This is a genomic window from Roseovarius bejariae, assembly GCF_009669325.1.
Lineage (GTDB): Bacteria > Pseudomonadota > Alphaproteobacteria > Rhodobacterales > Rhodobacteraceae > Roseovarius > Roseovarius bejariae.
Genome location: NZ_SZWE01000001.1, coordinates 1267944 through 1293152 on the forward strand (window position 1 = coordinate 1267944; position 25209 = coordinate 1293152).

A 25209-nucleotide genomic window follows, 5' to 3' on the forward strand; every position below is an offset into this window, starting at 1 on the left:
TCGCCCGAACGGCCTTCCGTTTCGACAGAAAAAAAGGGGGACGAGCACGGAATGAGCGACTTTCGGCTTAGCGCCGGACTCCTCTGCATCTCTCCATAATTTGGACATTTTTGCCCCATAGCTACAATTCCAAGTGACCCAAGCGCGCGCCGGCGCGGACAAGGTAAAGAGCGGCCAAGAGCCAGCCGGCAAACATGCGAAAGAATGCAGTACAGGAGGCATGCCAATGAAAATACTAGCTGTTGACGACGATACGGTATCCTTGGACTTGCTCCGTGAGTGCCTGACCGAGGGCGGATACGATCAGATCAAGCTCGAGACTTCGCCACTCAAGGCATTGGACACCCTTGCTGCGGCCTCGCATTGCTACGATTGCATCTTGCTCGACATCGACATGCCGGAAATGGATGGCATCAGCCTCTGTGCGGAAATTCGCAAATCCGATCAGTACAAGAACACCCCCATTTTGATGATCACACGCTACAAGAATCGCGACTCGGTTCAGAAGGCGTTTGAAAAGGGGGCCACGGATTACATCACCAAGCCCTTTGAATTCCTTGAGGTTCTGACTCGTGTCAGGGTCGCAGAGCGGCTCGTAAAGGAACGTCAGGCGGCTATCGATAGCTACATGGCGCTGCAAAGCATGGAAATGGGGCGGCAAAAAACGGCCCCTGCCCCCGAAACCCGCCGCTCAGAGCCCGCGATCGACATCGACGAAATAGAAACAGCTGACGATCCTGTGTTGTCGCCGGTTGTCTTTCAGAACTATCTTGAGCAAGTCACGAAATCCAGCAGCTGTGACCTGAACCTCGTGGCAATCCAGATCCAACGGATCGACCGCATTTTCCGGCGCACAAGCGCGGCCGACTTCACGGCCATGATGCAAGCCGTCGCACATGCAATCGCAAATCACTTCCGGCCACATTCCGTTTTCATCAGCCAGGCAGGAAACGGGGTTTTCCTTGCCACGATTGATGGCTCCGTCACAGTCAACCCGCAAGACGCCGAAGCCGGCATCGCCCGTGCGTTGAACTCGATGAACATTCCAAAGGGGGCCGGAAACGACATTCGCCTGGATCTCATCGTTGGCGTTCCGCTGAACCTGCCAACCTCGCCAAAGCTCAATTTCCGCCGGGCGGTGAAAGCCGCCATCGCGAGGATGAAACAGCGTGAGGAAGAACAGGATGAATTCGGCCTGTCATCTCTTGCAAGCTAACACCGATTGACCTCAAGTAAAGTTCCCCCATTGCCCGAAGGGACAACTCGTTGTAAGAGATGCGCATTCGTAAAGTTGCGCAAGTGTCCCGGTCGATGTTCAAAATATTACATGTCGAAGATGATCCTGACATCCAAGAGATAACCTATCTCGCACTTCAGCTTTCGGAACGTTTTGAAGTGCGGCAATGCAGCTGTGCGAGTGAGGCTATTCTCTTGGCCAAGGAATACGTCGCCGACCTTCTCTTGCTCGACATGATGATGCCGGGGATGAACGGGGACAGCCTGCTTTCCGAATTGCGTATGCTTCCACAATATGAAGACACCCCCGTCATATTCATGACGGCGCGCGCAAACAGCGAAGAGGTGGCCGCGCTGAAACAGGCCGGCGGGATTGCCGTCATCACAAAGCCATTCGAACCCCTGACACTGGCCGGTCAAATCATGAAAGTTCTAAACGACGGGCCGGTAAAAACCCGCGTTTGACCCGGCCTTTGCCACAAAGCCAGCACCGTCTATCGGCGCCCCCGAACACTCTTTCCCAGACAGATACGGCGCGACCGCCACCGATGCAGAACACGGATTTTGCCAACGCAAAATGAAGGGGCCTCACCCCTTTAGCTCCCAACCGCAGTCGCATGATTTGAATGGCGGAGACGAAGGGATTCGAACCCTCGAGACGGTTTCCCGCCTACTCCCTTAGCAGGGGAGCGCCTTCGACCACTCGGCCACGTCTCCACCGACGCGTTTATCGAAAGCGGCACGGGGGGGCAAGTCGGAATTGCCTTCGATGTCATTCATTTCGAATTCAATCAGAACACCCCTGCCCCGGGGCCTCATACCCCCCCACGACAAAACGTACGAAACGCACGTACGAAACGTACAACCCGTCCCCGCACGCCCTGTTCATCCGCAGGCCCTCAGCCGCCCATACCGACGCGATACCGACAAAATACCGAGGTGTTACAGCACGGCCAAAATCACCCCATCCCCCTGTTAACCAAGGGAATGGGCCATGATTCGACGAAACGGTTAACCCCGCCCCGGCTCAGGTGTTGAACAGGAAGTGCAAAACGTCGCCATCCTTGACGACATACCCCTTGCCCTCGGCGCGCATCTTGCCCGCTTCCTTGGCGCCTTGCTCTCCGTTACAGGCGACGAAATCGTCGAAGGCAATGGTCTCCGCCCGGATGAAGCCCTTCTCGAAATCACCGTGGATCACGCCTGCCGCCTTGGGGGCCGAGGTGCCGGTCTTGATGGTCCATGCGCGGGCCTCTTTCGGGCCAACGGTGAAATAGGTCTCAAGATGCAGCAACTCGTACCCGGCCCGGATCAACCGCGCCAAACCGGCCTCGGCAAGCCCCAATTCCTCAAGGAATTCAACGGCTTCCTCGGCGTCCAACTGGCTGATCTCTTCTTCGATCTGGGCCGAAATCACCACGCTGGCCGCGCCCTGTTCGGTGGCCATCGCCTCGACCTTTGCGGAAAACGCGTTGCCCTCTGCCGCGCTGCCCTCATCCACGTTGCAGACGTACAAGATCGGCTTGGTGGTCAGAAGTTGCAGACCTTTCCACGCCTTGGCGTCGTCCTCGCTCACCTCGACCAGGCGGGCGGGCTTGCCCTCTTCCAGCATCGCCTGCGCCTCGGCCAGCAGGCGGTCCTGCTGGACCGCCTCCTTGTCATTGCCCTTCAGCTTGCGCACCAGGCCGGCGCGGCGCTTCTCGATGCTTTCCAGATCGGCCAGCATCAATTCGGTCTCGATCACCTCGGCGTCGGCCACCGGATCAACGCGCCCCTCCACGTGGGTCACATCGCCATCCTCGAAACAGCGCAGCACATGGGCGATGGCGTCCACCTCGCGGATATTGGCCAGGAACTGGTTGCCCAGCCCCTCGCCCTGGCTGGCGCCTTTCACCAGACCGGCGATATCGACAAAGGTCATCCGCGTCGGGATGATCTGCTTGGAGCCCGCGATTTGTGCAAGCGTATCAAGACGTTGGTCCGGCACGTTGACCTCGCCCACATTGGGCTCGATCGTGCAGAACGGGAAGTTCGCCGCCTGCGCCGCGGCGGTTTTCGTCAGCGCGTTGAACAGCGTCGACTTACCCACATTGGGCAGCCCCACGATCCCCATCTTGAAGCCCATAACCGGCCCTCCTGCATTGCATATCGCGCGCATCTACGGCGCGGGGGCAGGCAAGGTCAAGCAGGGCATTGATTTTCGCCCCTCTTTCGGCCAAACCCATTTCGATCAACCAACAGGATTCCCGCATGACCCGTATCGACGCCAAATTCGCCGCGCTGAAAGCCGAAGGTAACAAGGCCTTTGTCGCCTATGTCATGGCCGGGGACCCAGATTACGATACCTCGCTCGATGTCATCAAGGGCCTGCCCGGCGCGGGCGTCGACATCATCGAACTGGGCGTTCCCTTCACCGATCCCATGGCCGACGGCCCGACCATTCAACTCGCCGGTCAGCGCGCGCTCGAAGGCGGCATGACGCTGGAACGCACCCTGCAAATGGCCCGTGAATTCCGCAAAACCGATGACACGACGCCAATCGTCATGATGGGCTATTACAACCCGATCTACAGCCGCGGGGTCGATAAATTCCTCGTGGATGCAAAAGAGGCCGGGATCGACGGGTTGATCGTGGTCGACCTGCCCCCCGAAGAGGACGAAGAGCTTTGCATTCCCGCCCAAAAGGCCGGGCTCAACTTCATTCGCCTTGCCACGCCCACCACCGATGACAAACGCCTGCCCAAGGTTCTGACGAACACTTCAGGATTTGTTTACTATGTGTCGATAACAGGGATCACCGGCGCCGCGGCCGCACAAGCCACCGATGTCGGCCCCGAGGTTGCGCGCATCAAATCGCACACCGATCTGCCGGTGATCGTCGGCTTCGGCATCCGCACGCCCGACACCAGCCGCGAGATCGCCAGCGTCGCGGACGGCGCCGTTGTCGGTTCCGCCATCGTCGGCAAACTGGCCGAAGGCCACACCCCGGCGCAGGTGCTGGAGTTCGTCAAGGGCCTCGCCGACGGCGCTCATTCCGCTTGAGCCGCCAGTCTTAACAAATGGTTAATCATCGCGTCCCTTGCCACCATGGCAAGGCTCCGGCGGCCTGATCCTTGCGCACGGCTCTGCGCATTGGTAATGAAATCTTACCATTTTGCCGATTGGATAGCTCATGCCCGTGATCACCTGCGTCGATGACCTCAAGCGCATCTATAAACGCCGCGCCCCCAAGATGTTCTATGACTACGCCGAATCCGGCAGTTGGACGGAACAGACCTTCCGCGAAAACACCAGTGATTTCAGTGACATCTACCTGCGACAGCGGGTGGCCGTCGACATGGACGGGCGCAGCACCCAAACCCGGATGATCGGGCAGGATGTGTCGATGCCCGTGGGCCTTGCCCCCGTGGGCCTCACCGGCATGCAATGCGCCGACGGTGAAATCAAGGCCGCCCGTGCCGCCGAGAAATTCGGCGTGCCCTTCACGCTGTCCACCATGTCGATCTGTTCGATCGAAGACGTGGCCGAGAACACCAACAAACCCTTCTGGTTTCAGGTCTACACCCTGAAAGACGACGATTTCATGCAGCGGCTTTTCGACCGCGCCAAGGCCGCCAACTGCTCGGCGGCGATGATCACCGTGGATTTGCAAGTGCTCGGCCAACGGCACAAGGATCTCAAGAACGGCCTTTCCGCCCCGCCCAAGCTCACCCCCGCATCTGTCGCCAACATGATGACCAAGGTGCAATGGGGCCTTGGGATGCTGGGCACGAAACGCCGCTCCTTCGGCAATATCGTGGGGCACGCCAAGGGCGTCACCGACCCTTCCTCGCTCAGCACCTGGACCTCCGAGGCCTTCGATCCCTCGCTCAACTGGGACCGTATCCGCGAGTTTCGCAAGATGTGGGACGGCCCCCTTATTATCAAGGGCATCATGGATCCGCGCGACGCCAAGGAGGCCCTGAACGTGGGTGCCGATGCGATCATCGTCTCCAACCACGGCGGGCGGCAACTCGATGGCGCACTCAGCGCCATTCGCGCCTTGCCCGCCATCCTCGATGCGGTAGGCGACAAGATCGAGGTGCATATCGACAGTGGCATTCGCACCGGGCAGGACGTTTTGAAGGCCGTGGCCATGGGGGCGACCGGCACCTACATCGGCCGCGCCTTTGTCTATGGCCTCGGCGCCATGGGCGAACAGGGTGTAACCAAAGCCCTCGAATGCATCCACAAGGAACTGGATGTCTCAATGGCGCTCTGCGGACGCACCGATGTCAAAACGCTCGACCGCGATATTCTCATGGTGCCCGAGGATTTCACCGGTCGCTGGGCCTGATTACCCCTCAACGCGGCTTGGCGCGCCGGTGGCCATGTTCGTCCCGATATAGGGCTTCTTGGCCGCCTTCCACGCGCCGAACCCACCCTCCATATGGGCAATCTGTGTCAAACCGCCCTCGATTGCGGCCCGCGCAATCTTGTCCGAGCGCACACCCGAGCCACAATGGAACACGATCCGTTTGTCGCTCTGACCGGGGAGCTTGTCGGCGTTGAAAAACGGCATCGGCAGCAAAAGCGCACCCTCGATATGCTCGAACATGTACTCCTGCGGGGTACGCACGTCGATCAGGACGATCTCGTTCTTCGCCCAGGCTTCGGCCACCTCCTCGACGGTCCAGGTTTCCAAGGTGGCGTTACCGATGGTTTCACTTTGCATAAGGCATTCCTTTCAGGCTGTTCAATGATATACGGCCTTCCAGAGGACAGGCCGTTTCGCTTGATCAGGGACATATGGGTTTCCCCCGAACGATCCAAGACGCCACCCGATGAAAACACACGGCGTCACTGGCAGAATCGGGGTGACCCATGCTAGATATGGTCAAATGAACCACCCCGACCCCAATATAAGCGCCACACGCCCCGTTATCCGGCAACTCGACGATGCCGCGATCAACCGCATCGCGGCGGGTGAGGTGGTCGAACGCCCCGCCTCGGCGGTCAAGGAACTGGTGGAAAACGCCCTCGATGCCGGGGCACGGCGGATCGAGGTCAGCTATGCCGACGGCGGCAAGACCCTGATCCGCGTCAGTGACGATGGCTGTGGCATCACCCCCGCCGACCTGCCGCTGGCCCTCTCGCGCCATGCCACCTCGAAAATCGACGGCTCGGACCTTCTGAACATTCACACCTTTGGCTTTCGCGGTGAAGCCCTGCCAAGCCTCGGCGCGGTCGGACGGCTCACCATCACCTCCCGCGCCGACGGCCACGACGCCGCCGAGGTGACGGTCAGCGGCGGCGAGATGAGCGGCGTCAAACCCGCCGCGCTCAACGGCGGCACCATCGTCACCCTGCGCGACCTATTCTATGCCACGCCCGCCCGTCTGAAATTCATGCGCACCGACCGGGCCGAGGCACAGGCAATCACCGATGTGGTCAAGCGCCTCGCCATGGCCGAACCCTTCGTCGGCTTCACCCTGCGCGATATCTCGGGCGGCGGCGAAGGGCGCGTGACCTTCCGTGCCGATCCCGAAACGGGCGATCTCTTCGACGCGCTGCATGGCCGCTTGGCCCGTATCCTTGGGGCCGAGTTCGCCGAGAACGCCCTGCGTATCGACGCCACGCGCGAGGGGCTGCAGATGCGCGGCTACGCCGCCCTGCCCACCTATTCGCGCGGCAGTTCCGTGGCGCAATACCTCTTCGTCAATGCCCGCCCGGTGCGCGACAAGATGCTCTACGGCGCCCTGCGTGCCGCCTACCACGATTTCCTCAGCCGCGACCGTCACCCGGCAGCGGCGCTCTTTATCGAATGCGACCCGACGCTCGTCGATGTCAACGTGCACCCCGCCAAATCCGAGGTCCGGTTTCGCGACCCCGGCCTTGCCCGCGGCCTCATCGTTTCGGGCCTGCGCCATGCGCTGGCCGAGGCCGGGCACCGCGCCTCCACCACCGTTGCCGGGGCCACGCTCGGGGCCATGCGCCCCGAACCCGCAGGCGCCCCGCCCCGCGTCTACCAGATGGATCGCCCCTCCGCCCCGGCCCGTGCCGCCAGCTATCAGGCGCAATCCCCCGGTTTCGCCGATATGCAAACCGAATGGTCCGCGCGGGTCGAGCCAACCGTCGTGGAAGACCCCACCCCCGAGGCCCCGCCCCGCGAAGACCTGCCGCTTGGCGCAGCCCGTGCACAGGTGCATGAAAACTACATCGTCGCCCAGACGGCCGATGGTATGGTCATCGTCGATCAACATGCCGCCCACGAACGCCTGGTCTATGAAAAACTCAAACGCCAGATGGACGAGAACGGCGTCACCTCGCAGGCCCTTTTGATCCCCGAAATCATTGAACTATCAGACGGCGACGCATCCCGCCTGCTGGACATGGCCGATGACCTCGCCCGCCTTGGCCTGCATCTCGAATCCTTCGGACCCGGCACAGTGGCCGTGCGCGAAACCCCGGCGATCCTCGGGCAATGCGATGCCCGCGCGCTTGTTCTCGACATCCTCGACGAACTGGCCGACCAAGGCGACAGCCTCACCCTACGCGCCCGTATCGAAGCAATCCTCAGCCGCGTCGCCTGTCATGGCTCCATCCGTTCGGGCCGCCGCATGCAGGCCGACGAGATGAACGCCCTCCTGCGCGAGATGGAGGCCACCCCCCATTCCGGCCAGTGCAACCACGGCCGTCCCACCTATGTCGAGCTCAAGCTCGCCGATATCGAAAGGCTCTTCGGGCGCACATGATCCAGATTGGCGAGACCACTTATTCCCTCAGCGATCCACTCGCTCTGGCGGCATTGGCGGGCGCGGGCCTTCTGCTTTTGATCGTCATTCTGCTGATCATGGCCGTCCGCGCCGCCGGGCGCAGCGCCCGCATGACCGCCCCCCTTGCCCGGCAGGTGGGTGATCTGGGCCTGCGTGTGCAAGGTCTGAGCGACGGACAACAGCAACTGGCGGGCGGCCTCAACCACGTCTCCGAGGCACAGGCGGCGGCACAATCCAACATGCTACAACTGATGGAAAAACGGCTGGCGCAGGTCTCGGGCCAGATGAACGAGAACCTGCAAGGCTCCGCCCGGCGCACCGCACAAAGCCTTGGCGAGTTGCAACAACGCCTGACAGCCATCGACAAGGCGCAAGAGAATATCACCAAGCTCTCAGGCGATGTTCTGACCCTTCAGGACATCCTCAGCAATAAGCAGACCCGCGGCGCCTTCGGCGAAATCCAACTGCACGACATCGTGCAAAAGGCCCTGCCCTCGGACAGTTTCACGCTGCAACATACACTCTCGAATGGCCGGCGCGCCGATTGCCTGATCCACTTGCCCAATCCGCCCGGCCCCATCTGCATCGACAGCAAGTTTCCCCTTGAGGCCTACGAGGCCCTGCGCAACGCCACCACCGATTGGGAGGTAAACGAGGCCGCCAAATTCCTGCGCAGCTCCGTGAAAAAGCACATCAAGGATATCTCCGAGAAATACATCCTCGATGGCGAAACCGCCGATGGCGCGCTGATGTTCCTGCCGTCCGAAGCGGTCTATGCCGAGTTGCACGCCAACTTCCCCGAACTGGTGCGCGATGGCTTTGCCGCGCGGGTCTGGATCGTCTCGCCCACCACCTGCATGGCGACCCTGAACACCATGCGCGCCATCCTCAAAGATGCCCGCATGCGCGAACAGGCCGGGGCCATCCGGCGCGAATTGGGACTGCTTTTCGCCGATGTGGACCGCCTCGGCACCCGCGTCGAAAACCTCGACCGGCACTTCAACCAGGCCGCCAAGGACATCTCCGACATCAAGATTTCCGCCGACAAGGCCGGTCGCCGCGCCAAGCGCCTGGATAACTTCGATTTCGAAGAACTCGCCCCCGAGACCGAACCAACCATCGTGAAACTGCCGAAGGGCAGTTAACATATCAGTGCTGGTAAAACCCATCGGGCCTGAAACGCACCTTGGCCTCGGCCCCCTTCGGATCGAGGTCATATAAAGCGGGGCGTTTTGACAGATACCTGCGCCATGTCTTTTCAGGATATTCGCTGATTTTCGTGCCGTGCTTCTGGCGCATCAATGTCGCGAGTTGAACGATACTTACACCGGATCCATTTTGACTGTTCGTAGCAATCACTTTCCGAATCTCGCAATCAAATGCACTCGCGCCCCCATTCAGATTTGCAACACATTTCGCAGGTGGCTCATTTGTCAAAAGTTTGAATGATGAACATGCCGCCCGGAACATGACAGGAGCCTTCTCTTCACCAAGCCCCAGTACGTACAAACCGCGCTCTCTTAGCCTTTGGGCCAGATGAGTAAAATCGTTGTCGGAAGAGGATACAACGAAACACTCGATGCCCTGCTCCAAAGCCAGTTCCATGGCATCAATGCTTAGTAACAGATCAGCGGCATTTTTGCCGACCCCGGCCCCCATACAACGAAACCCCGGCATTGTTTGCCACTCGCTTGGCTTATCCACAGCCGCATAGACACGCGCCACGTCAACGCGCCCCAAACTATCCGCAGCCTCATGAATCGACTCTGCGAATTTTGCACTGACGTTGTCCCCATCTACCAATACTGCAACGCGCGGCGTAGCCATCTATGGCTCCTTCGAAATACCTTTTCGACATGCACGATAAAATTGTGTTTAGGCAGCAGTTTGCCCGCTGAATGGCAAAAATCTGGCGTGTAGCGTGCCTATGGTCGGATGGTGCCTCGCGATCCCGGTATATCCGTTCTACATCGTCTCCAGACAATGCCGCCGGAACGCGCGTTTGAGCATGTCCAGCTCTTCGCGCAAAAGGTTCATTTCGGCGCGGATATCATGGCTCAGGGCCTCACCCGCCAGCAGGGCAAAACTGTTCAGGGTCTCGCCGCTTTTCGCATCGTTGATCAGGAACGTCTGCACCCCGTCGGCGATCATCTCCGCCGGGACGGGCACCCGCACGACCCAAAGATCCTCCTCGGGTTTCTCGGTCACTTCCACGCCCGGCAGGGGTTTCTCAAGATGCGTCACCTCGACCTGCGGCTGCGTATTGCCCTCGCCCGCGCGGGTCATGACACCCTCCCAGACCCCTTCGAACAGCCGGGTTTTGGTCAATGTGAACTCACTCATTGCTCATGCTCCGTCAAAATTCGGCTCTGGGGCGGCGACTGAAGGTCAGGTCGCGCAGGACAACCTGGCTCATCTGCGGGTTCTCGAAAATCAGGTCGATCCACGCCCGTTCGATCCGCTTTTCGTTGAGGTTCGAATAGGCAAGGTCGAATTCCACCATGATCTCGTCGGAATGCAGCGGCAATTCGCGCACGATCTGTTCGGTGTTCGGCCCATGCTTGATGTTCAGCCGGGCAAAGATTTCAAGCGGCTTTTCCATCTCCACGATGGTATCCATCCGCAAAAGATGCCGCCGTGTCAGGCCCTGCACCGCCTCGGGCGGCAGGTTCAGCACCAGCGACAGGAACGAGCCATCGAAACTGAACACATCCATCCGCAGGCCAAAGGGGGCAAGGTCGGCCTCCCGCTGGTTGCGAAGCTGTCTCAGGGTCAATTCCGAATGTTGACAGTCGTGAAACAATGTCACTTCCCGGCCCAGCGTGGACTTGCTTTGAACCGATGACATGCCGGGGACCGGAAGGGGCTCCCGCCACAGGGCGGGCCGCCAGGCCCAATCGGTGCCATGTGGCTTGGAAAAGGTGTTGGAGCCGATCATCGGCAGGGCCAGGCGATTGTCCGCGACCGAGATCAGTTCATTCAACCAGTAGCGCAACTTGCGGGCGCGCGCCCGCTCGGACCGCAACTGGCTGATCCGCATACCGTGAACGGCTTGGGCGGCCCGTTTCCAGCGGCGCACACCCCGCCGGTCCGAGGCCCATTGCAGTAGCGATTTGCGCGACTGTGCCATGCAAGATTCCTGTATTCGGGTCTTACCCGTAGCGGATAAAAGTTAACGCCTCCATAGCATTAACCGGAATCCGGAAACAATCCACCCAAGAAACCGAACAGCGGCTTCATGGGGCCGTGGTTTATTCGTCCCCGGTTTCAGAGGACGCCACCTGCGCCCGTGCCGGTTTCATACTCGCCTCGCGCAGCGCCTCGGCCAGATCAAGGATCAGGCGCCGCCCGGATCGGCCCGACAGGTCGCTGTCGCGACGGCCATAAACCGCCAGCCCGACAAGATGGCCATTCACCTCCATCGCCCCACGCCAATAGCGCGGATCGCCATCGGGCAATCGCGTCTGCCCGCCATCGGCCACCCGTACAAGCGCCACGCCGTCCCCGTCCTCGACCGCGGTCACCTCTGCCGGGGCCAGCGAGGCCGCCAAGTCATCGGCGCTCGGCTGTTCCGCGCCCTCTCGCCTCGGCAAGATCGAGACCGTCATCAACGCCGGCTCAACGGGGGAATAGCCCTCCCCCGTCAGGCTGCTGCATGTCGCCAGTGGCACCACGGTGGCCGCAGGCCGCCGCGTGACATTCACCGCATCCACACAATAGCCTTCCGGCGCCCGGACGACGACCGCGCCACGATAGAGCGGCAACTCGCGCACCGCCTTGGTACGGTCTTCACCGCCGCCCAGAAAACCGAAACCCCCGGCATCGCCCATGCAGGCAGACAAAAAAACAGTGGCGGCCAGGCAGGCCGCCACACGCACCCGCCTTGGGGTGTCAGAGGTCCATATAGACATGACGCTCGGCCTTGCCGCCCGGATGGGTCACCGCGCCCTTGTAGGTCTCGCCAACAAGCTGGGCATATTTGTAAAGCGCACCACTGGCATAGATGGTTTCCCGCGGTCCGGCCCAATCTTTCTTGCGTTCGGCAAGTTCCTCGTCAGACAGGTCAACGCTCAACTCGCCCGAGACCGCGTCGATGGTGATCATGTCGCCATTACGCAGCAAGGCGATCGGCCCGCCATGGGCCGCCTCGGGCCCAACGTGCCCCACGCAGAACCCCCGCGTCGCACCCGAAAAGCGGCCATCGGTGATCAAGGCCACCTTCTTGCCCATGCCCTGGCCCGAAAGCGCGGCGGTGGTGGCCAGCATCTCGCGCATCCCCGGCCCACCGGCGGGGCCTTCGTTGCGGATGACAATCACTTCGCCTTCTTCGTATTCACGCGCCTTCACGGCGGCAAAGGCCTCTTCCTCGCATTCGAACACGCGCGCAGGGCCAGTGAACCGCTGATGCTGCGTCGGGATACCGGCGACCTTCACGATAGCGCCATCGGGGGCCAGATTGCCTTTCAGGCCGACAACACCGCCGGTCTTGGTCAACGGCTGTTCGATCGGGTAAATCACCTTGCCATCGGCCTCGCGGTCGATCCGCTCCAACTCTTCGCCGATGCTGCGGCCCGAAGCCGTGACGCAATCCTCATGGATCAGGCCCGCTTTGCGCAACTCCTTCATCACCACCGGGATGCCACCCGCCTCGTAAAGGTCCTTGGCCACATAGGTGCCACCGGGCTTGAGATCGACGAAATACGGCGTGTCGCGGAAAATCTCGCAGACATCGTCCAGATAGAACTCGATCCCCGCCTCATGGGCAATCGCCGGCAAGTGCAGACCGGCATTGGTCGATCCGCCGGTGCAGGCCACGACGCGCGCGGCGTTCTCAAGGCTCTTGCGGGTGACAACGTCACGCGCGCGAATATTCTGATCCAACAGGTCCATCACGGCCCGGCCACTCGCCTCGCCATATTGGTCGCGGCTTTCATAGGGGGCGGGCATCCCGCTGGAATTCATCAGGGCAAGGCCAATCGCCTCGCTCACACAGGCCATGGTATTGGCGGTGAACTGCCCGCCACAGGCCCCGGCCGAGGGACAGGCCACGCGCTCAAGCACGTCCAGGGCCTTGTCCGACATCTCGCCATTCTGGTGGCGACCGACGGCCTCGAACATATCCTGAACCGTCAGGTCACGGGTGCGGAAATCTTCGGGAATCTCGTCGATCTGCGGGGCTTTGCCGGGAAGGATCGAGCCACCGTAAACAAAGACCGACGGCACGTTCAGGCGCACCATGGCCATCATCATGCCGGGCAGGGATTTATCGCAACCGGCCAAACCCACAAGCGCGTCATAGCAATGGCCGCGCATGGTCAGTTCCACGGTATCGGCAATCGCCTCGCGGCTGGCAAGCGAGCTGCGCATGCCTTCGTGGCCCATGGCGATCCCGTCGGTCACGGTGATGGTGGTGAACTCGCGCGGGGTGCCGTGGGCCTCTTTCACGCCGCCCTTCACCGCCTGCGCCTGACGGCTGAGCGCGATGTTACAGGGCGCGGCCTCGTTCCAGCAGGTCGCGACCCCCACCAAGGGCTGGTGAATCTCGTCCTCGGTCATACCCATAGCATAGTAATAGGACCGATGCGGCGCGCGCGCCGCGCCTTCGGTGACATACCGGCTGGGTAGCTTGGATTTGTCGAATTTGGTCATGAAGGGCCTCCCCGAAATCATTCCCCCTTGGAATAGGCGAGCGGCGGGGCGGACACAAGACGCCCGCGGGCCGCCCCATACGGTTTTTCAAATATGCCGCAGGTTCGGATTGCAGCCCCCGCGCCATGACCCTAGCTATGGGGAATGCGATACGACGCCCATGAACGCCTCGTGGCTCCGGCCCGCGCCAGCAGCCAACCGCTTCTCCTGCTGGGGGGCGTGGTGCTGATGGGGCTGATCTTCCTGGCGCTCAACCTTGGTTACTCCATTCTTCACAGCGCCCTGATCGGGCGCGATGCGTGGGAAACCCTGGCCATGGAGCTCGCCACAGGCAATACGCCGCGCGCGGTCCTGATCAATCTCTTTCTCTTCGCCTTCCTGATCGTGGCCCTCGCGGCGGCGCTGCACGCCCTGCACAATCGCGGCCTTCTCTCTGTTATAGGTCCCCTGCCACCGGCCCTGCGCCAGTTCCGAACGACGGGCCTTGCCGTGCTCACCCTCTACGTGGTGGTCAGCCTCTTGCCCGCAGGCGACGTGATGGACACCTCCGCAAACCTTGGGTTCGGAACATGGCTGATGCTCCTGCCCCTCACGCTTCTGGCCCTGCTGATCCAGACCGGGGCCGAGGAACTGGTGTTTCGCGGCTACCTGCAATCGCAACTGGCGGCGCGGTTTCCCCATCCGACGGTCTGGTTGCTCGGGCCTTCCCTGCTGTTCGCCCTCCTGCATTATGACCCCGCGATACACGGCCAGAACACCTGGCTGGTCGTCACTTGGGCCGCCCTCTTCGGGCTGGCGACAGCGGATCTGACGGCCCGGGCGGGCACCCTTGGCCCGGCGATCGCACTCCACATGATCAACAACCTCAGCGCCATCGCCATCGCCGCGCCCGAAGGCAATTTCGACGGCCTCGCCCTCTATACCTACCCGTTTTCACTTGATGATACCGCCGCCCTTTCGGCATGGGCCCCGGTCGATTTCATGACGCTGTTTTGCAGTTGGCTTGCCGCGCGTGTTGCCTTGCGTCGCTGATTGCAATTCCCGTCGCGTCACCTTATCTCGGGGCAGGCAACAATCAGGGACCGAAGCGGCATGAACTGGATCACCAACTATGTGCGCCCACGCATCAACTCGATCTTCTCGCGTCGCGAGATGCCCGAGAACCTATGGTCCAAATGCGATGACTGCGGCACCATGCTGTTTCACCGCGAACTCAGCAACAACCTGAACGTCTGCACCAACTGCGGCCACCACATGGCGATCACCCCGCGGGATCGTTTCACCGCGCTGTTCGATGGTGGCATCTTTTCCGAGGTCAAGGTGCCCGCGCCCACGCCCGACCCCCTGCATTTTCGCGATCAAAAGAAATACCCTGATCGCATGAAGGCCGCTCAACGGTCCACCGGCGAGAAAGAGGCGATGCTTGTCGCCACTGGCGAGATAGGGCGCACGCCCATTGTCGCCGCCGCACAGGATTTCTCGTTCATGGCCGGCTCCATGGGCATGTACGTGGGCAACGCCATCATCGCCGCCGCCGAAGAGGCGGTGAAGCTCAAGCGCCCGCTGGTCCTGTTTTCCGCCGCCGGGGGCGCGCGGATGCAGGAAGGCATCCTCAGCCTGATGCAAATGCCCCGCACCACTGTAGCCGTGCAGATGCTCAAGGAAGCAGGGCTGCCTTATATCGTCGTGCTCACCCACCCCACCACCGGCGGGGTTACGGCCTCCTATGCCATGCTGGGCGACGTGCATATTTCCGAACCCAACGCCCTGATCTGCTTTGCCGGGCCGCGGGTGATCGAACAAACGATCCGCGAAAAACTGCCCGAAGGGTTCCAACGCGCCGAATACCTGCTGGATCACGGTATGCTGGATCGGGTGACGCCGCGCACCGAAATGCGAGATGAACTGGTCACCATCACCCGGATGCTCATGGGGCTGCCCCCCGCCGTGCGCGGCGATCTTCCGCCCCCCGCCGCGACCGAGGAAACCACCCCCGTCAAAGACAGCACAGCGGAATGAACGGGCCAACATCGGACATCATCCTTGACCGGATGATGTCGCTCCACCCGAAAATCATCGACCTCACGCTTGATCGCGTCTGGCGGCTGCTGGACGCTTTGGGCAACCCGCAAGACGCCCTGCCGTCGGTGATCCACCTCGCCGGGACCAACGGCAAAGGCAGCACACAGGCCATGATCCGCGCCGGGCTTGAGGCGGCGGGCAAGCGCGTCCACGCCTATACCTCACCGCATCTGGCGCGGTTCCACGAACGTATCCGGCTGGCCGGTGAGCTGATCTCGGAACCCGACCTGACCGCCGTTCTCGATGAATGCTATGCCGCCAATAATGGCGAAAACATCACCTATTTCGAAATCACCACCTGTGCCGCCCTTCTGGCAATGAGCCGGGTCAAGGCTGATTACACCCTGCTCGAAGTGGGCCTCGGCGGTCGCCTTGATGCCACCAATGTCGTGGCCAACCCCGCGCTCAGCATCATCACGCCCATTTCCATCGACCACGAACAATTCCTTGGCGACACGCTTGCCAAAATCGCGGGCGAAAAGGCCGGGATCATCAAGCGCGGCGTGCCCTGCATCGTCGGCCCGCAAGAGGACGAGGCGATGCAGGTGATCGAAGATACCGCCCGCCGCCTCGGCGCACCGCTCTTTGCGCACGGCCAGCATTGGCACGTCACCCGCGAAAACGACCGCCTGATCTATCAGGACGAAACCGGCCTGCGCGACCTGCCGCTGCCCAACCTGCCCGGCGACCACCAGATCCAGAACGCCGGCGCCGCAATCGCCGCCCTGCGCTATCTTGAATTGGGCGATGCCGCCGTCGAAGGCGCCATCACCTCCGCCCAATGGCCCGCCCGGATGCAGCGCCTCAAGACCGGCCCCTTGGTCGAGGCCGCCCCACAGGCCGAGCTTTGGCTGGATGGCGGTCACAACGCCGCCGCCGGGCAGGCGCTTGGCCGCCTGCTGGCCTCCTTGCCCGCGCGGCCTACGCATCTCATCTGCGGGATGCTCAACACCAAGGACATCTCGGGCTACCTTGCGCCTCTTGCAGAGCAAGCCGAAAGCCTCACCGCAATTTCCATCCCCGGCGAGGCCAACACCCTCCCCGCCGAGGACACCGCGCAGGCCGCCCGTGCCGTGGGTCTGACCGCTCAGACCGCCGACAGTGCCCTTGCCGCGCTCAAGGCGATTACATCGGAAACACCCGTCGCGCGTGTATTGATCTGCGGGTCGCTCTACCTAGCCGGGGCAATCCTGCGGGAAAATGGATAAACCCGACCCGGCCAAGCCTTTGAAGTGATTCGAAAATGTCCCGCAGCCCTGCAAAACAAGGGGCGAAGGCCAGTTTTGCGAATCACTTTATATTGACGCTCGGGCATTGATTCGCCTATATCTTGCGTAGGTTTTCACGGTTTATTGTCACATCGGGCAGTCAAACAAGTGGGTCTGGCGGGGGTGCCAAGACGAAAACAGGCAAAGGCCAGTGCGATATGATGCAAGGCCAATCGCGGATCATCCCCGGGCCTCCTGTCCCAAGGTCTAAGGATTATCGAATGATCCGTATCGTTTTGATTTTCGCAGGGTTCCTCAGCGTCACTATCGCATTGATCATGCTGCAACCAAGCGGCCCCCGGCAAACCGCCGCACTAGGCGCTGACATCCCGGACACCGACCCCACGGTCACCCGACAGGACACCGCTCTTGAAACGCTGACCGACGTTGCCCCGACACCTGACATCGACACGAACAAAACGGCGGCACAACCAACCCCGGAAACCACGACACGGCCCAAGACAGAGACCCTTGAAACCATGGTTCTCAGCGCCCTGAAACAAGGCCAGTCCGAGGATTACATCACCGCATTGGTCAATGACGCTGCCGACAAGGGCAAGGTCCAGGTCCCCGACAACCTGATCACCTCAGAAGGCCGGGTCGATACCTCCGCCCTTCTGGCAACCCTGACGCAATCGGCCAAGCCCACCACTTACACGCACACCGTTTCGCCCGGCGATACGCTGGCGTCGATTTCCTATCGCTACTACGGCCGCACCGAACACGGGCCCGCGATCATGGCCGCCAACCCCGATCTGCTTCCCTCCGAGGCGCATCTGACCACCGGGCAGGACATCGTGATCCCCAAGCTCCAATAGGTTTATACCAGTCAACATGGCAGGAGTGATTGAGGGGCCGGTTCAACGGCCCCCTTTCATTTGCAGGGGGCAATGCCACGCACACCCACCCCGGGACCTCCCGCAAAAGGCCCCGACATAACAAAAGGCCCGGATCACATGATCCGGGCCTCTTTCATTCCATTGCAAACGCCGTGCCTTAGTGCAGCTTGGCGTCCACCTGACCGATCGCTTCGTCGATCAGCTTGTTACCCTCGGTCGCGGTCATCTGCTTGGCCACAACATCCTTTGCGGCCCCCACGGCGATGGCAATCGCCTTGTCGCGGACTTCCTTGACGGCATTCGCCTCGGCCGATGCGATCTGGTCTTCGGCGGCCTGAATACGGCGCGCGATCGAGGTTTTCAGATCTTCCTTGGCCTGTTCCGCCGCCTCGGCGGCTTCTTCCTTGGCATGGGCCACGATGCGGTCGGCCTGCGCCTGCACTTCCTTCTGCTTGCGCTCGTAGCTGGCCAGCAGGGTCTGTGCCTCTTCACGCAGGGCGCGGGCCTCGTCCAGTTCGGCCTTGATACCCTCGGCGCGTTCATCCAGCTTCTGCCCCAGCAGGCTGGGCACCTTGAAGTAGAAGACCACGCCCACGAAGACGATAAACGCCATCAGGACGATGAAGTTGGTATTACCCAGCGAAAAGAACGGGCCGCTCGCGGCCAGTGCGGGGCTTGCCATGGTCATGGCGGCGAACATTGCGATGTATCGTGCCATATCGGTTACCCCTTCATCCGTGAATTGATCGCCGCGGTGATGGATTTCGCGTCGGCCTTGCCACCCATGGCGCCCACCAGTTCCTTGGCGGTGTCCTTGGCAACGTCCTTGACGCTGTCCATGGCATTGGCGCGAATCTCGGCGATTTTCTTTTCGCCTTCCGCTGCCTTGGCCGCGATTTCGGCATCGGCCTTGGCCGTTGCGTCGTCCAGTTCGGCTTTGATCTCGGCCTTGGTCTGGTTGACGATGTCCTGCGCCTGCGCGCGGGCATCGGCCAGTGCCTTGTTATAGGCTTCCTCGGCCTCGACGGCTTTCGCCTTGAGGTCCTCGGCCGCGGCCAGATCGTTGGTGATGGTCCCCTGACGCTCGGCCAGCACGGCAGTAATCCGCGGCAGCGCGATGCGCGACAGGAAGAAGAAGATCACGACGAGCGTGACAATGAGCCAGAAAATCTGGTTGGGCCACCAGTCAAAGCAAAGCTGCGGCATGCCGACGGCAGAGCCGTCAACGACACAGGTGCTTGTGCTTGCGGTGCCCGCTGTTGTTTCGGTCGCCATCGCGTCCTCCGTCGGAACTGTGTCTCACTATCGGGCGGCCCGTGAAACAGGCCGCCCGCGCGTAAGGATAAGGTTCCGTAGGCTTAGACGGCGAACATCAGCAGCAGAGCGACGAGGAACGAGAAGATCCCCAAGGCTTCTGCGAACGCGATGCCGATGAACAGGGTGGCGGTTTGACCGGCAGCCGCCGAGGGGTTGCGCAGGGCGCCCGACAGGAAGTTGCCTGCCACGTTGCCCACACCGATGGCAGCAGCGCCAGAACCGATTGCAGCCAGACCAGCGCCGATATGTGCGAGTTCGCCTTCCATGATGTATCTCCTTACGATTGGAAGTTAGTAAATCAGGTGTTGAGGGGGTCGGACCTTAGTGCGACGGATGCAGTGCATCCTTCAGGTACACACAGGTCAGAATGGTAAAGACATAGGCCTGGATGAAGGCGACAAGCACCTCAAGGCCATACATTGCGGTGATCGCCAGAACCGACACCGGGCTGACCACGGCAATCGCGGCGAAGCCTGCGAAAACCTTGATCACGGCGTGACCGGCCATCAGGTTGCCCGCCAGACGAATGGAGTGGCTCACCGGACGCACGAAGTAGGAAATGATTTCGATCACGGCCAAGATCGGGCGCAGCGCAAGCGGCGCGCTCGACACCCAGAACAGACCAAGGAACCCGGCCCCGTTCTTGACGAAGCCCACGACGGTCACGGTCACGAAAACCAGCAGCGCCAGAAGCACGGTCACCGCGAAATGCGAGGTGGTGGTGAAAGACATCGGGATGAGGCCAAGAAAGTTGGCGAACACGATGAACATGAACAGGGTCATGATGTAGGGGAAGAAGCCCACGGCATCCTTGCCGGCCACGTCTTCGACCATCTTGTAGATGAACCCATAGGCCAGCTCACCCACCGACTGCATGCGCCCGGGGATGGTCGAGCGTTTCGAAGTGCCCAGAACCATCAGCAGGACAACCGCAACCACGGTCAGTGCCATCCAGAGCGTCACGTTGGTGATCGTGAACAGGCCCACCGGGCCGTCGCCGAACAACGGCTTCACGATGAACTGATCCATCGGGTGGAATACCAGACCGCCTTCTTCGCCGTGCGCTTCAGTCGCCATCTTTCGTCCTCTCCTCGTCGCCCGCGTCGGGCGCTGTAGTGTCGTTGGCCTCTTCGGCCATGTTCGTCTTCTGCATCTCGGCGGCGCTGCGCATCATCGTCTGCACACCGGCCGCGAGGCCCAGAAATGTAAACAGCACCAGGAAAATCGGGATCGTCCCGAACAGGCTGTCCAGCCCGTACCCAATGCCGAACCCGATCATCAGACCGGTCACAAGTTCGATCACCATTCGCCATGCCTGCTGTGCCTGGCTATAGTGCTCTTCCTGGTGGGGTTTGGGTTGCTCCTTGGTCTTGAGCTTTTCGATCCTGTTCTCAAGCTCCTCAAGGCGCTTGCGCTGGTCAGGATCGGTCACCTTTTGCCCCTCCGAAACGGTTGGGCATGTGCTATGCTGCGGGGGGCGCTGAGTCAAGCACGCCTGCCGCGTCGCGGAAAATACTCCAAGCCACTGAATATAAATGATTTTTATCAACCCCCGGAGTCCACGGATATTCTGCCGCAGGCTACGAAACCCCGTATTCCGGCCACCTACCCATATTCAACCAAACGGTTGAGAATGAAAAACCGGGGGGCCCCCATCCCCCTCCCAATCGCGCCAAAGCAGTTGACGCCGCCGCAAACGCGCGGCTTAACAAGACCCATGGCCAATGACCTCGATACCGTCTTCCACGCGCTCGCCGATCCCACCCGGCGCACGATCCTGGCCATGCTCCTCGAAGACGACATGGCCGTCACCGATGTCGCCGCCCCCTTCGACAAAAGCCTTGCCGCCATTTCCAAGCATCTCGGCATCCTCACCCGCGCGGGCCTGATCAGCCAGGAACAACGCGGCCGCGTGAAATGGTGCAAGCTGGAGCCCGACGCCCTGCGCGATGCCAGCATCTGGATGCAGGGGTTCGGGCAATTCGAAGCCGTGAACCTCGACGCTTTCGAACGCTTCCTCGCCAAGGAACTGCCCGAGGATGGCTGACCCCCAAGGCCCCCCGCCCGACGCACAAGTCGAAACCCTGCGCGATGCCACCGTGGTGCCCATGGCCGAAGGCCGGGATCAGGCCTGCGGCGTCCTGCGCGCCGATGGCAGCTTCTGCGACATCTCCGCAACCCGCCTCTCGGCGGGCCGGATCACCGGCACGCCCGCCGCGCCGGATAGCACCACGCCCTTACCGGGCCGCCACCTCTATGCCGGGCTTGGGCGGCACCACTTCGGTCATTTCCTCGTGGAAACCATCACCCGCCTCTGGGCACTCGACGCACAAGCCAAGGATTGCGACGGCATCGTCGTGATCCCCAAGCACGGCATCGATTTCAACGCCGTCATGCGCCGCCGCCTCGGGGCCTTCCTGGATCTGCTGTCGGGCGGCCTGCCCGTGCATATCGCCACAACGCCTCTCACGGTCGAAACCCTGCATGTCCCGACACAGGGCATCGGGCATATGTCATGGCTCACCGCCACACCCGAGTTCCGCCACTATGTCCGCCAACGGCTGACCGCACAGATCACGCCGAAAGGTCCCGAGAAACTTTATATCTCGCGTACGGGCCTCAAGGATGCGGCACAGGCCATGGATCAGGAGGCCCGCGTCGAAACAGTGATGAAAAACGCTGGCTACACCATTTTCCACCCGCAAAATCACTCGCTCCCTGTGCAATGCAGCCGCTACATGGCCGCCAAACAGATCGTCGGCCCCGACGGCTCGGCCTTCCATCTCGCGCCTTTCGTATTGCAAAAGGGCACCCGCGTCGGCCTGATCCAACGCCGCCACCGGCAGGATGTCTTCGACGCCCTCACCGCGCAAATCCGCGCCTTCTGCGAGGCCGAGCTTGTCACCTTCAACCCGCTCTTGCCACCGGACAACCCCGCGCGCCCCGATACACCACAGATGTTTTTCCCATGGCTCAAACGGGGGCTGAGGCGCTCAGGCTTCCTTTGATCCGTGCTCGTCCTTGAGCAACAGCGCCAGGGCCACAAGGATCAAGGCCACCCCCGGCAACAGCTTCAGCGGCGGCAACCCCTCGCCCAGCGCCACCAGCCAGCAGATCACCCAAACCGGCGTAAGATAGGTATAGGCCATGACCTTCGCACTCGGCAGACGCAACGTGGCATATTGCAACAGAACAAATGTCAACGCCGTCGCCATCGCCGCCGTGTAGACAACGGTGATCCAGACGATCGGCGGCAATGCCGCCCAATCGGTCGCCCGGATCTCGCCCCAGCCGGCCACGAGGATCATCCCCGTCGCCGCCACCAGCGCCCCGAAGGAAAAGGCAATCGGGCTTTCGCCACGGTTGAGGCGCGGTACCAGGGGCGCATATAGCGCATGTGCGACACAGCCCATGAAATAAATCGCCACCCCGCGGCCCACCTCGAAGGCCACCAGCGCGTTCAGGTCCGCACGAAAGATCACCCAAAGCGCCCCCAACCCGCCGAAACTCAGGGCCAGCGCCATGCGCCGGGTCATCACCTGCCGCATCAGGATATACCCAAAGCCTCCGGCCACCACGGGCATGAGGGTAAAGACCGCCGAAAGGCTGACGGGGGGCGCGGTCTTCAACCCTTCGAACATCGTGACGAAATAGAATCCCATCAGCCCGCCAAGGATCACGAAGCGCCACGGCGCGCGAAACTGCGCCCCCGTCAATCCGACACGCGCCTGCGCCACGATGCCCAAAAGCACGGCGGCCAGCGCGAAACGCACCGCGTTCATCGCGGTCGAGCCGATATAGGGGCTGGCCAACGATCCCAGCGCGAAAGACCCCGCGATCAACCCCGAAAAACACAGCATGGCCAAATGGCCCCGTGCCGCGGCATTCATACCTCGGCCCAGCCCGCCGCATGCGTCTTCAGGAACGACAGGAAGGCCTGCACCTTGCTGGTGCGGTGCAAATCCATATGGGTGACAAGCCACAGGCGCGACGACCATTCCTCGCGCGGCGGCACAACCTCGGTCAGCCCGCCAATCTCCCGTGCATGCAGGCGCGACATGAACCCAAGGCCCGCACCCTCCTGAATGGCGCGGCGCTGCGCGTGAATATCCCCGCTGCGAAAGGTGATTTGCCCAAGCGGGATGGTCTCGTGCATCCACCGGAAAAACGGTGCCCTCGAGGCAATATCGTCGGCCCCCACGAACCAATGGTCCTTCAGGTCCTCTTCGCCCTTGGGCAGGCCATACCGCTCGATATAGGCATCGCTGGCGTAAAGGGTGAAATCCTGCGTCATGAAGGGCTGTACCACGTTGTCGGGCTGATCCGGGGCCGAGCCCGCCCGCACCGCCACATGCGCCTCGCCGTACTCAAGACGGAACAGCCTGTCCCCCGTCAGGTAACGCACCACGATCTCCGGGTGGGCCTGCTGAAACTCGGTCAGCACCGGCACAAGAAGGTGGCTCACACTTCCCAGCGAGGTGACCACCAATTCCCCCGACACGTCGTTCCCCCGCCCCTTGATCCGGCCGGAAAGCTGCGCGAACTGATCATCGGTGGCCTGCGCCACGCGCATCAGGTCCTCGCCCGCCTCTGTCGGGGTGTAGCCCCGCGCGTGCCGCTGAAACAGCTTCACGCCAAGCCGCTCTTCCAAGGCGTCGATATGACGGATCACCGTGGCATGGTGGACGCCCAGAACCTCCGCCGCGCCGCTGACCGTGCCCACCCGCGCCACGTTATAGGCCGTGCGGATTTCATCCCAATTGTCCATTTCATGCCATCCAGCTTTGTGCGCTTACAAACAATAAATGTTGAATACATCGTATTGAGTTTATTTAAGCACAATGTAACTTCTACCTCAACAACCTAACCCGCATCCAAGAGGTAAAACATGACAACCCTGCTCCGCATTGACAGCTCCGCCCGTACCCAAGGCTCCGTTACCCGTGACCTGACCGCCCGCATCGCCAAGGCGCATGACGGCGCGCAGGTCATTCACCGCGACCTGGCCGAAACCCCGGTTCCGCAAATCACCGAAAACTGGGTCACCGCCAATTTCACCCCCGCCGATGACCGCACCGATGCACAGGTCGAAATCCTCGCTTTGTCCGATGACCTGCTGGCCGAGCTTGAAGCCGCCGACACCATCGTCATCGGGCTGCCGGTCTATAATTTCGCACCACCCGCCGCACTCAAGGCCTGGGTGGATAACGTGGCGCGTGTCGGCCGCAGCTTCCGCTACACCGCCGAAGGCCCCGAGGGCCTGCTGACCGGCAAACGCGCGATCCTCGCCATGGCCTCGGGCGGCACCGCCGAAGGTTCCGAGATCGACTTCGCCTCGACCTACATGCGCCATATCCTCGGCTTTATCGGCATCACCGATGTCACCGTTGTCGCCGCCGACCAGATGGCCCTCGACGCCGACGCCAGCCTTGAGAAGGCCTCGAAACAAATCGAAAGCCTGCAAGCCGCCGCTTGATCATTCTCAAGACGCGACCGGGCCTCGGATGATACGCTTCATGTCAACCGAGGCCCGATCCAATGCTACGCTCCATCCTTCGCATCACTCTTCTGGCCCTAGTGGCCGTCCTGCCCCGCCCGCTCACGGCGCAATCCGCCGAGGCCATTGATTTTCACAAGCGGTTCGAAAAGCGGTGCTTTTCCTGCCACGGCCATTCCGGCCCCTTCATGCGCGAACACCTGACGATTGACGCATCCGGCACCCTCGTCACCGGCACGGGCCAACCTCTTGAAACCTTCCTGCTGCGTCATGCAGGCGGCCTCGACGCAACCGAAAGCCCCCTGTTCCTGTCGGTCTTTCGCAAACAGGTCGAAACCGGCGGGTTGTTCCGCGAAAAATGCATCGTTTGCCACGACCGCGCCTATGAAATGGCCCGGCTCGATCTGATCCTGCGCGACGGGCAGGTCACGGGCCGCTACAGCAACCGCAATATCGGCGAATTCCTCCTGACGCATGGCCGCCTCACCCCTGCCGAGGCTGAAAGGATGACCGATGTGTTCTTTGCGCTGCTGCATGGCCGCCGCTGAACGCGCCCACCATCAGCG

At 61.6% G+C, this 25209-nt stretch carries 28 protein-coding genes and 1 tRNA gene; 14 read left to right on the plus strand and 15 right to left on the minus strand.

The features are described from left to right. Positions 1-133: 133 nt before the first annotated feature. Positions 134-1216, plus strand: coding sequence for a response regulator (locus FDP25_RS06030; RefSeq protein ID WP_154149883.1), 1083 nt, complete (start codon positions 134-136; stop codon positions 1214-1216). A gap of 59 nt (positions 1217-1275) precedes the next feature. After that, positions 1276-1701, plus strand: a complete 426-nt coding sequence (locus FDP25_RS06035) for a response regulator (RefSeq protein WP_246175781.1) — start codon at positions 1276-1278, stop codon at positions 1699-1701. 162 nt (positions 1702-1863) lie between these two features. Here the strand turns inward: FDP25_RS06035 and FDP25_RS06040 are convergent. Both FDP25_RS06040 and ychF read right to left on the minus strand, forming a co-directional pair. Next, positions 1864-1953, minus strand: a tRNA-Ser gene (locus tag FDP25_RS06040). A 310-nt stretch (positions 1954-2263) separates the two neighbouring features. Further along, complete coding sequence (gene ychF / locus FDP25_RS06045) at positions 2264-3361, minus strand: redox-regulated ATPase YchF (protein WP_154149885.1); 1098 nt, start codon at positions 3359-3361, stop codon at positions 2264-2266. Between the two features lie 125 nt (positions 3362-3486). Here ychF and trpA point away from each other — a divergent pair, with 125 nt between their 5' ends. Then, positions 3487-4278: a tryptophan synthase subunit alpha gene (gene trpA, locus FDP25_RS06050; protein WP_154149887.1), complete on the plus strand. Its 792-nt coding sequence runs from the start codon at positions 3487-3489 to the stop codon at positions 4276-4278. A 130-nt stretch (positions 4279-4408) separates the two neighbouring features. Next, entirely contained in the window at positions 4409-5572 is a 1164-nt protein-coding gene (locus tag FDP25_RS06055; RefSeq protein ID WP_154149889.1) for an alpha-hydroxy acid oxidase, read from the plus strand. Here the strand turns inward: FDP25_RS06055 and FDP25_RS06060 are convergent, their stop codons facing one another. Then, positions 5573-5950, minus strand: a complete 378-nt coding sequence (locus FDP25_RS06060; protein WP_154149891.1) for a rhodanese-like domain-containing protein — start codon at positions 5948-5950, stop codon at positions 5573-5575. 166 nt (positions 5951-6116) lie between these two features. Between FDP25_RS06060 and mutL the strand changes: the two genes are divergently transcribed. Both mutL and FDP25_RS06070 read left to right on the plus strand, forming a co-directional pair. Then, a complete protein-coding gene (gene mutL / locus FDP25_RS06065) occupies positions 6117-7970 on the plus strand; it encodes a DNA mismatch repair endonuclease MutL (RefSeq protein WP_154149893.1) in 1854 nt (617 codons plus the stop codon). Continuing rightward, positions 7967-9136: a DNA recombination protein RmuC gene (locus FDP25_RS06070; protein WP_154149895.1), complete on the plus strand. Its 1170-nt coding sequence runs from the start codon at positions 7967-7969 to the stop codon at positions 9134-9136. The genes mutL and FDP25_RS06070 overlap by 4 nt, the downstream gene beginning before the upstream one ends. Positions 9137-9140: 4 nt before the next feature. On the opposite strand, the gene FDP25_RS06075 is transcribed toward FDP25_RS06070, so the two are convergent. The 5 genes from FDP25_RS06075 to ilvD all read right to left on the minus strand — a co-directional run bounded on the left by FDP25_RS06075 (position 9141) and on the right by ilvD (position 13640). After that, complete coding sequence (locus FDP25_RS06075; protein WP_154149897.1) at positions 9141-9818, minus strand: NYN domain-containing protein; 678 nt, start codon at positions 9816-9818, stop codon at positions 9141-9143. 138 nt (positions 9819-9956) lie between these two features. Next, positions 9957-10334: a hypothetical protein gene (locus FDP25_RS06080; protein WP_154149899.1), complete on the minus strand. Its 378-nt coding sequence runs from the start codon at positions 10332-10334 to the stop codon at positions 9957-9959. Positions 10335-10347: 13 nt separating this feature from the next. After that, positions 10348-11121 carry a DUF6478 family protein gene (locus FDP25_RS06085; RefSeq protein ID WP_154149901.1) on the minus strand — a complete coding sequence of 258 codons (774 nt, stop codon included), beginning with the start codon at positions 11119-11121 and terminating at the stop codon, positions 10348-10350. 121 nt (positions 11122-11242) lie between these two features. Beyond that, complete coding sequence (locus FDP25_RS06090) at positions 11243-11902, minus strand: hypothetical protein (RefSeq protein WP_154149903.1); 660 nt, start codon at positions 11900-11902, stop codon at positions 11243-11245. After that, entirely contained in the window at positions 11883-13640 is a 1758-nt protein-coding gene (ilvD, locus tag FDP25_RS06095; protein WP_154149905.1) for a dihydroxy-acid dehydratase, read from the minus strand. Before ilvD ends, FDP25_RS06090 begins: the two co-directional genes overlap by 20 nt. 144 nt (positions 13641-13784) lie before the next feature. Here ilvD and FDP25_RS06100 point away from each other — a divergent pair, with 144 nt between their 5' ends. From FDP25_RS06100 to FDP25_RS06115, 4 genes are all read left to right on the plus strand, one after another. After that, positions 13785-14672 (plus strand): CPBP family intramembrane glutamic endopeptidase, encoded by an 888-nt coding sequence (locus tag FDP25_RS06100; protein ID WP_154149907.1) that lies wholly within the window; start codon positions 13785-13787, stop codon positions 14670-14672. 60 nt (positions 14673-14732) lie between these two features. After that, on the plus strand, positions 14733-15659 hold the full coding sequence (gene accD, locus FDP25_RS06105) for an acetyl-CoA carboxylase, carboxyltransferase subunit beta (protein ID WP_154149909.1): 927 nt from the start codon (positions 14733-14735) through the stop codon (positions 15657-15659). Next, positions 15656-16930, plus strand: coding sequence for a bifunctional folylpolyglutamate synthase/dihydrofolate synthase (locus FDP25_RS06110; RefSeq protein ID WP_154149911.1), 1275 nt, complete (start codon positions 15656-15658; stop codon positions 16928-16930). Before accD ends, FDP25_RS06110 begins: the two co-directional genes overlap by 4 nt. 281 nt (positions 16931-17211) lie before the next feature. Then, positions 17212-17808, plus strand: coding sequence for a LysM peptidoglycan-binding domain-containing protein (locus FDP25_RS06115; protein WP_172982760.1), 597 nt, complete (start codon positions 17212-17214; stop codon positions 17806-17808). Between the two features lie 178 nt (positions 17809-17986). Here the strand turns inward: FDP25_RS06115 and FDP25_RS06120 are convergent, their stop codons facing one another. The 5 genes from FDP25_RS06120 to FDP25_RS06140 form a co-directional block, all read right to left on the minus strand. Next, complete coding sequence (locus FDP25_RS06120) at positions 17987-18547, minus strand: F0F1 ATP synthase subunit B (protein WP_154149915.1); 561 nt, start codon at positions 18545-18547, stop codon at positions 17987-17989. A gap of 5 nt (positions 18548-18552) precedes the next feature. Further along, positions 18553-19104, minus strand: coding sequence for a F0F1 ATP synthase subunit B' (locus FDP25_RS06125; protein WP_154149917.1), 552 nt, complete (start codon positions 19102-19104; stop codon positions 18553-18555). 83 nt (positions 19105-19187) lie between these two features. After that, positions 19188-19412 (minus strand): F0F1 ATP synthase subunit C, encoded by a 225-nt coding sequence (locus FDP25_RS06130; RefSeq protein ID WP_007816449.1) that lies wholly within the window; start codon positions 19410-19412, stop codon positions 19188-19190. Positions 19413-19467: 55 nt separating this feature from the next. Next, complete coding sequence (locus FDP25_RS06135; RefSeq protein WP_154149919.1) at positions 19468-20223, minus strand: F0F1 ATP synthase subunit A; 756 nt, start codon at positions 20221-20223, stop codon at positions 19468-19470. Continuing rightward, complete coding sequence (locus tag FDP25_RS06140; protein WP_343031969.1) at positions 20213-20578, minus strand: AtpZ/AtpI family protein; 366 nt, start codon at positions 20576-20578, stop codon at positions 20213-20215. Before FDP25_RS06140 ends, FDP25_RS06135 begins: the two co-directional genes overlap by 11 nt. A gap of 285 nt (positions 20579-20863) precedes the next feature. Between FDP25_RS06140 and FDP25_RS06145 the strand changes: the two genes are divergently transcribed. After that, the gene (locus tag FDP25_RS06145) at positions 20864-21193 is read left to right on the plus strand and encodes an ArsR/SmtB family transcription factor (protein WP_154149922.1); all 330 of its coding nucleotides are present in this window, start codon (positions 20864-20866) and stop codon (positions 21191-21193) included. Then, positions 21186-22154, plus strand: a complete 969-nt coding sequence (locus tag FDP25_RS06150) for a glycosyltransferase family 61 protein (protein WP_154149924.1) — start codon at positions 21186-21188, stop codon at positions 22152-22154. The genes FDP25_RS06145 and FDP25_RS06150 overlap by 8 nt, the downstream gene beginning before the upstream one ends. Here FDP25_RS06150 and FDP25_RS06155 read toward each other — a convergent pair. Together FDP25_RS06155 and FDP25_RS06160 are read right to left on the minus strand one after the other, a co-directional pair. Then, entirely contained in the window at positions 22140-23036 is an 897-nt protein-coding gene (locus tag FDP25_RS06155; protein ID WP_154149926.1) for a DMT family transporter, read from the minus strand. The genes FDP25_RS06150 and FDP25_RS06155 overlap by 15 nt on opposite strands. Continuing rightward, entirely contained in the window at positions 23033-23914 is an 882-nt protein-coding gene (locus FDP25_RS06160; protein ID WP_154149928.1) for a LysR family transcriptional regulator, read from the minus strand. Before FDP25_RS06160 ends, FDP25_RS06155 begins: the two co-directional genes overlap by 4 nt. Positions 23915-24034: 120 nt before the next feature. Between FDP25_RS06160 and FDP25_RS06165 the strand changes: the two genes are divergently transcribed. Together FDP25_RS06165 and FDP25_RS06170 are read left to right on the plus strand one after the other, a co-directional pair. Then, positions 24035-24622, plus strand: a complete 588-nt coding sequence (locus FDP25_RS06165) for an FMN-dependent NADH-azoreductase (protein ID WP_154149930.1) — start codon at positions 24035-24037, stop codon at positions 24620-24622. A 62-nt stretch (positions 24623-24684) separates the two neighbouring features. After that, on the plus strand, positions 24685-25191 hold the full coding sequence (locus tag FDP25_RS06170; RefSeq protein ID WP_154149932.1) for a hypothetical protein: 507 nt from the start codon (positions 24685-24687) through the stop codon (positions 25189-25191). The last annotated feature ends 18 nt before the right edge of the window (positions 25192-25209 follow it).

What these genes read in the sequence shown, in the direction of transcription:
- FDP25_RS06055 (WP_154149889.1), top strand. Translation starts at nt 4,409, where the DNA reads ATGCCCGTGATCACCTGCGTCGATGACCTCAAGCGCATCTATAAACGC.
- FDP25_RS06160 (WP_154149928.1), bottom strand. Translation starts at nt 23,914, where the DNA reads ATGGACAATTGGGATGAAATCCGCACGGCCTATAACGTGGCGCGGGTG.
- FDP25_RS06090 (WP_154149903.1), bottom strand. Translation starts at nt 11,902, where the DNA reads ATGTCTATATGGACCTCTGACACCCCAAGGCGGGTGCGTGTGGCGGCC.
- FDP25_RS06165 (WP_154149930.1), top strand. Translation starts at nt 24,035, where the DNA reads ATGACAACCCTGCTCCGCATTGACAGCTCCGCCCGTACCCAAGGCTCC.
- trpA (WP_154149887.1), top strand. Translation starts at nt 3,487, where the DNA reads ATGACCCGTATCGACGCCAAATTCGCCGCGCTGAAAGCCGAAGGTAAC.
- FDP25_RS06155 (WP_154149926.1), bottom strand. Translation starts at nt 23,036, where the DNA reads ATGAATGCCGCGGCACGGGGCCATTTGGCCATGCTGTGTTTTTCGGGG.
- accD (WP_154149909.1), top strand. Translation starts at nt 14,733, where the DNA reads ATGAACTGGATCACCAACTATGTGCGCCCACGCATCAACTCGATCTTC.
- ychF (WP_154149885.1), bottom strand. Translation starts at nt 3,361, where the DNA reads ATGGGCTTCAAGATGGGGATCGTGGGGCTGCCCAATGTGGGTAAGTCG.
- FDP25_RS06085 (WP_154149901.1), bottom strand. Translation starts at nt 11,121, where the DNA reads ATGGCACAGTCGCGCAAATCGCTACTGCAATGGGCCTCGGACCGGCGG.
- FDP25_RS06125 (WP_154149917.1), bottom strand. Translation starts at nt 19,104, where the DNA reads ATGGCGACCGAAACAACAGCGGGCACCGCAAGCACAAGCACCTGTGTC.
- ilvD (WP_154149905.1), bottom strand. Translation starts at nt 13,640, where the DNA reads ATGACCAAATTCGACAAATCCAAGCTACCCAGCCGGTATGTCACCGAA.
- FDP25_RS06080 (WP_154149899.1), bottom strand. Translation starts at nt 10,334, where the DNA reads ATGAGTGAGTTCACATTGACCAAAACCCGGCTGTTCGAAGGGGTCTGG.
- FDP25_RS06060 (WP_154149891.1), bottom strand. Translation starts at nt 5,950, where the DNA reads ATGCAAAGTGAAACCATCGGTAACGCCACCTTGGAAACCTGGACCGTC.
- FDP25_RS06145 (WP_154149922.1), top strand. Translation starts at nt 20,864, where the DNA reads ATGGCCAATGACCTCGATACCGTCTTCCACGCGCTCGCCGATCCCACC.
- FDP25_RS06110 (WP_154149911.1), top strand. Translation starts at nt 15,656, where the DNA reads ATGAACGGGCCAACATCGGACATCATCCTTGACCGGATGATGTCGCTC.
- FDP25_RS06070 (WP_154149895.1), top strand. Translation starts at nt 7,967, where the DNA reads ATGATCCAGATTGGCGAGACCACTTATTCCCTCAGCGATCCACTCGCT.
- FDP25_RS06120 (WP_154149915.1), bottom strand. Translation starts at nt 18,547, where the DNA reads ATGGCACGATACATCGCAATGTTCGCCGCCATGACCATGGCAAGCCCC.
- FDP25_RS06075 (WP_154149897.1), bottom strand. Translation starts at nt 9,818, where the DNA reads ATGGCTACGCCGCGCGTTGCAGTATTGGTAGATGGGGACAACGTCAGT.
- FDP25_RS06035 (WP_246175781.1), top strand. Translation starts at nt 1,276, where the DNA reads ATGCGCATTCGTAAAGTTGCGCAAGTGTCCCGGTCGATGTTCAAAATA.
- FDP25_RS06130 (WP_007816449.1), bottom strand. Translation starts at nt 19,412, where the DNA reads ATGGAAGGCGAACTCGCACATATCGGCGCTGGTCTGGCTGCAATCGGT.
- FDP25_RS06170 (WP_154149932.1), top strand. Translation starts at nt 24,685, where the DNA reads ATGCTACGCTCCATCCTTCGCATCACTCTTCTGGCCCTAGTGGCCGTC.
- FDP25_RS06150 (WP_154149924.1), top strand. Translation starts at nt 21,186, where the DNA reads ATGGCTGACCCCCAAGGCCCCCCGCCCGACGCACAAGTCGAAACCCTG.
- mutL (WP_154149893.1), top strand. Translation starts at nt 6,117, where the DNA reads ATGAACCACCCCGACCCCAATATAAGCGCCACACGCCCCGTTATCCGG.
- FDP25_RS06135 (WP_154149919.1), bottom strand. Translation starts at nt 20,223, where the DNA reads ATGGCGACTGAAGCGCACGGCGAAGAAGGCGGTCTGGTATTCCACCCG.
- FDP25_RS06100 (WP_154149907.1), top strand. Translation starts at nt 13,785, where the DNA reads ATGCGATACGACGCCCATGAACGCCTCGTGGCTCCGGCCCGCGCCAGC.
- FDP25_RS06115 (WP_172982760.1), top strand. Translation starts at nt 17,212, where the DNA reads ATGATCCGTATCGTTTTGATTTTCGCAGGGTTCCTCAGCGTCACTATC.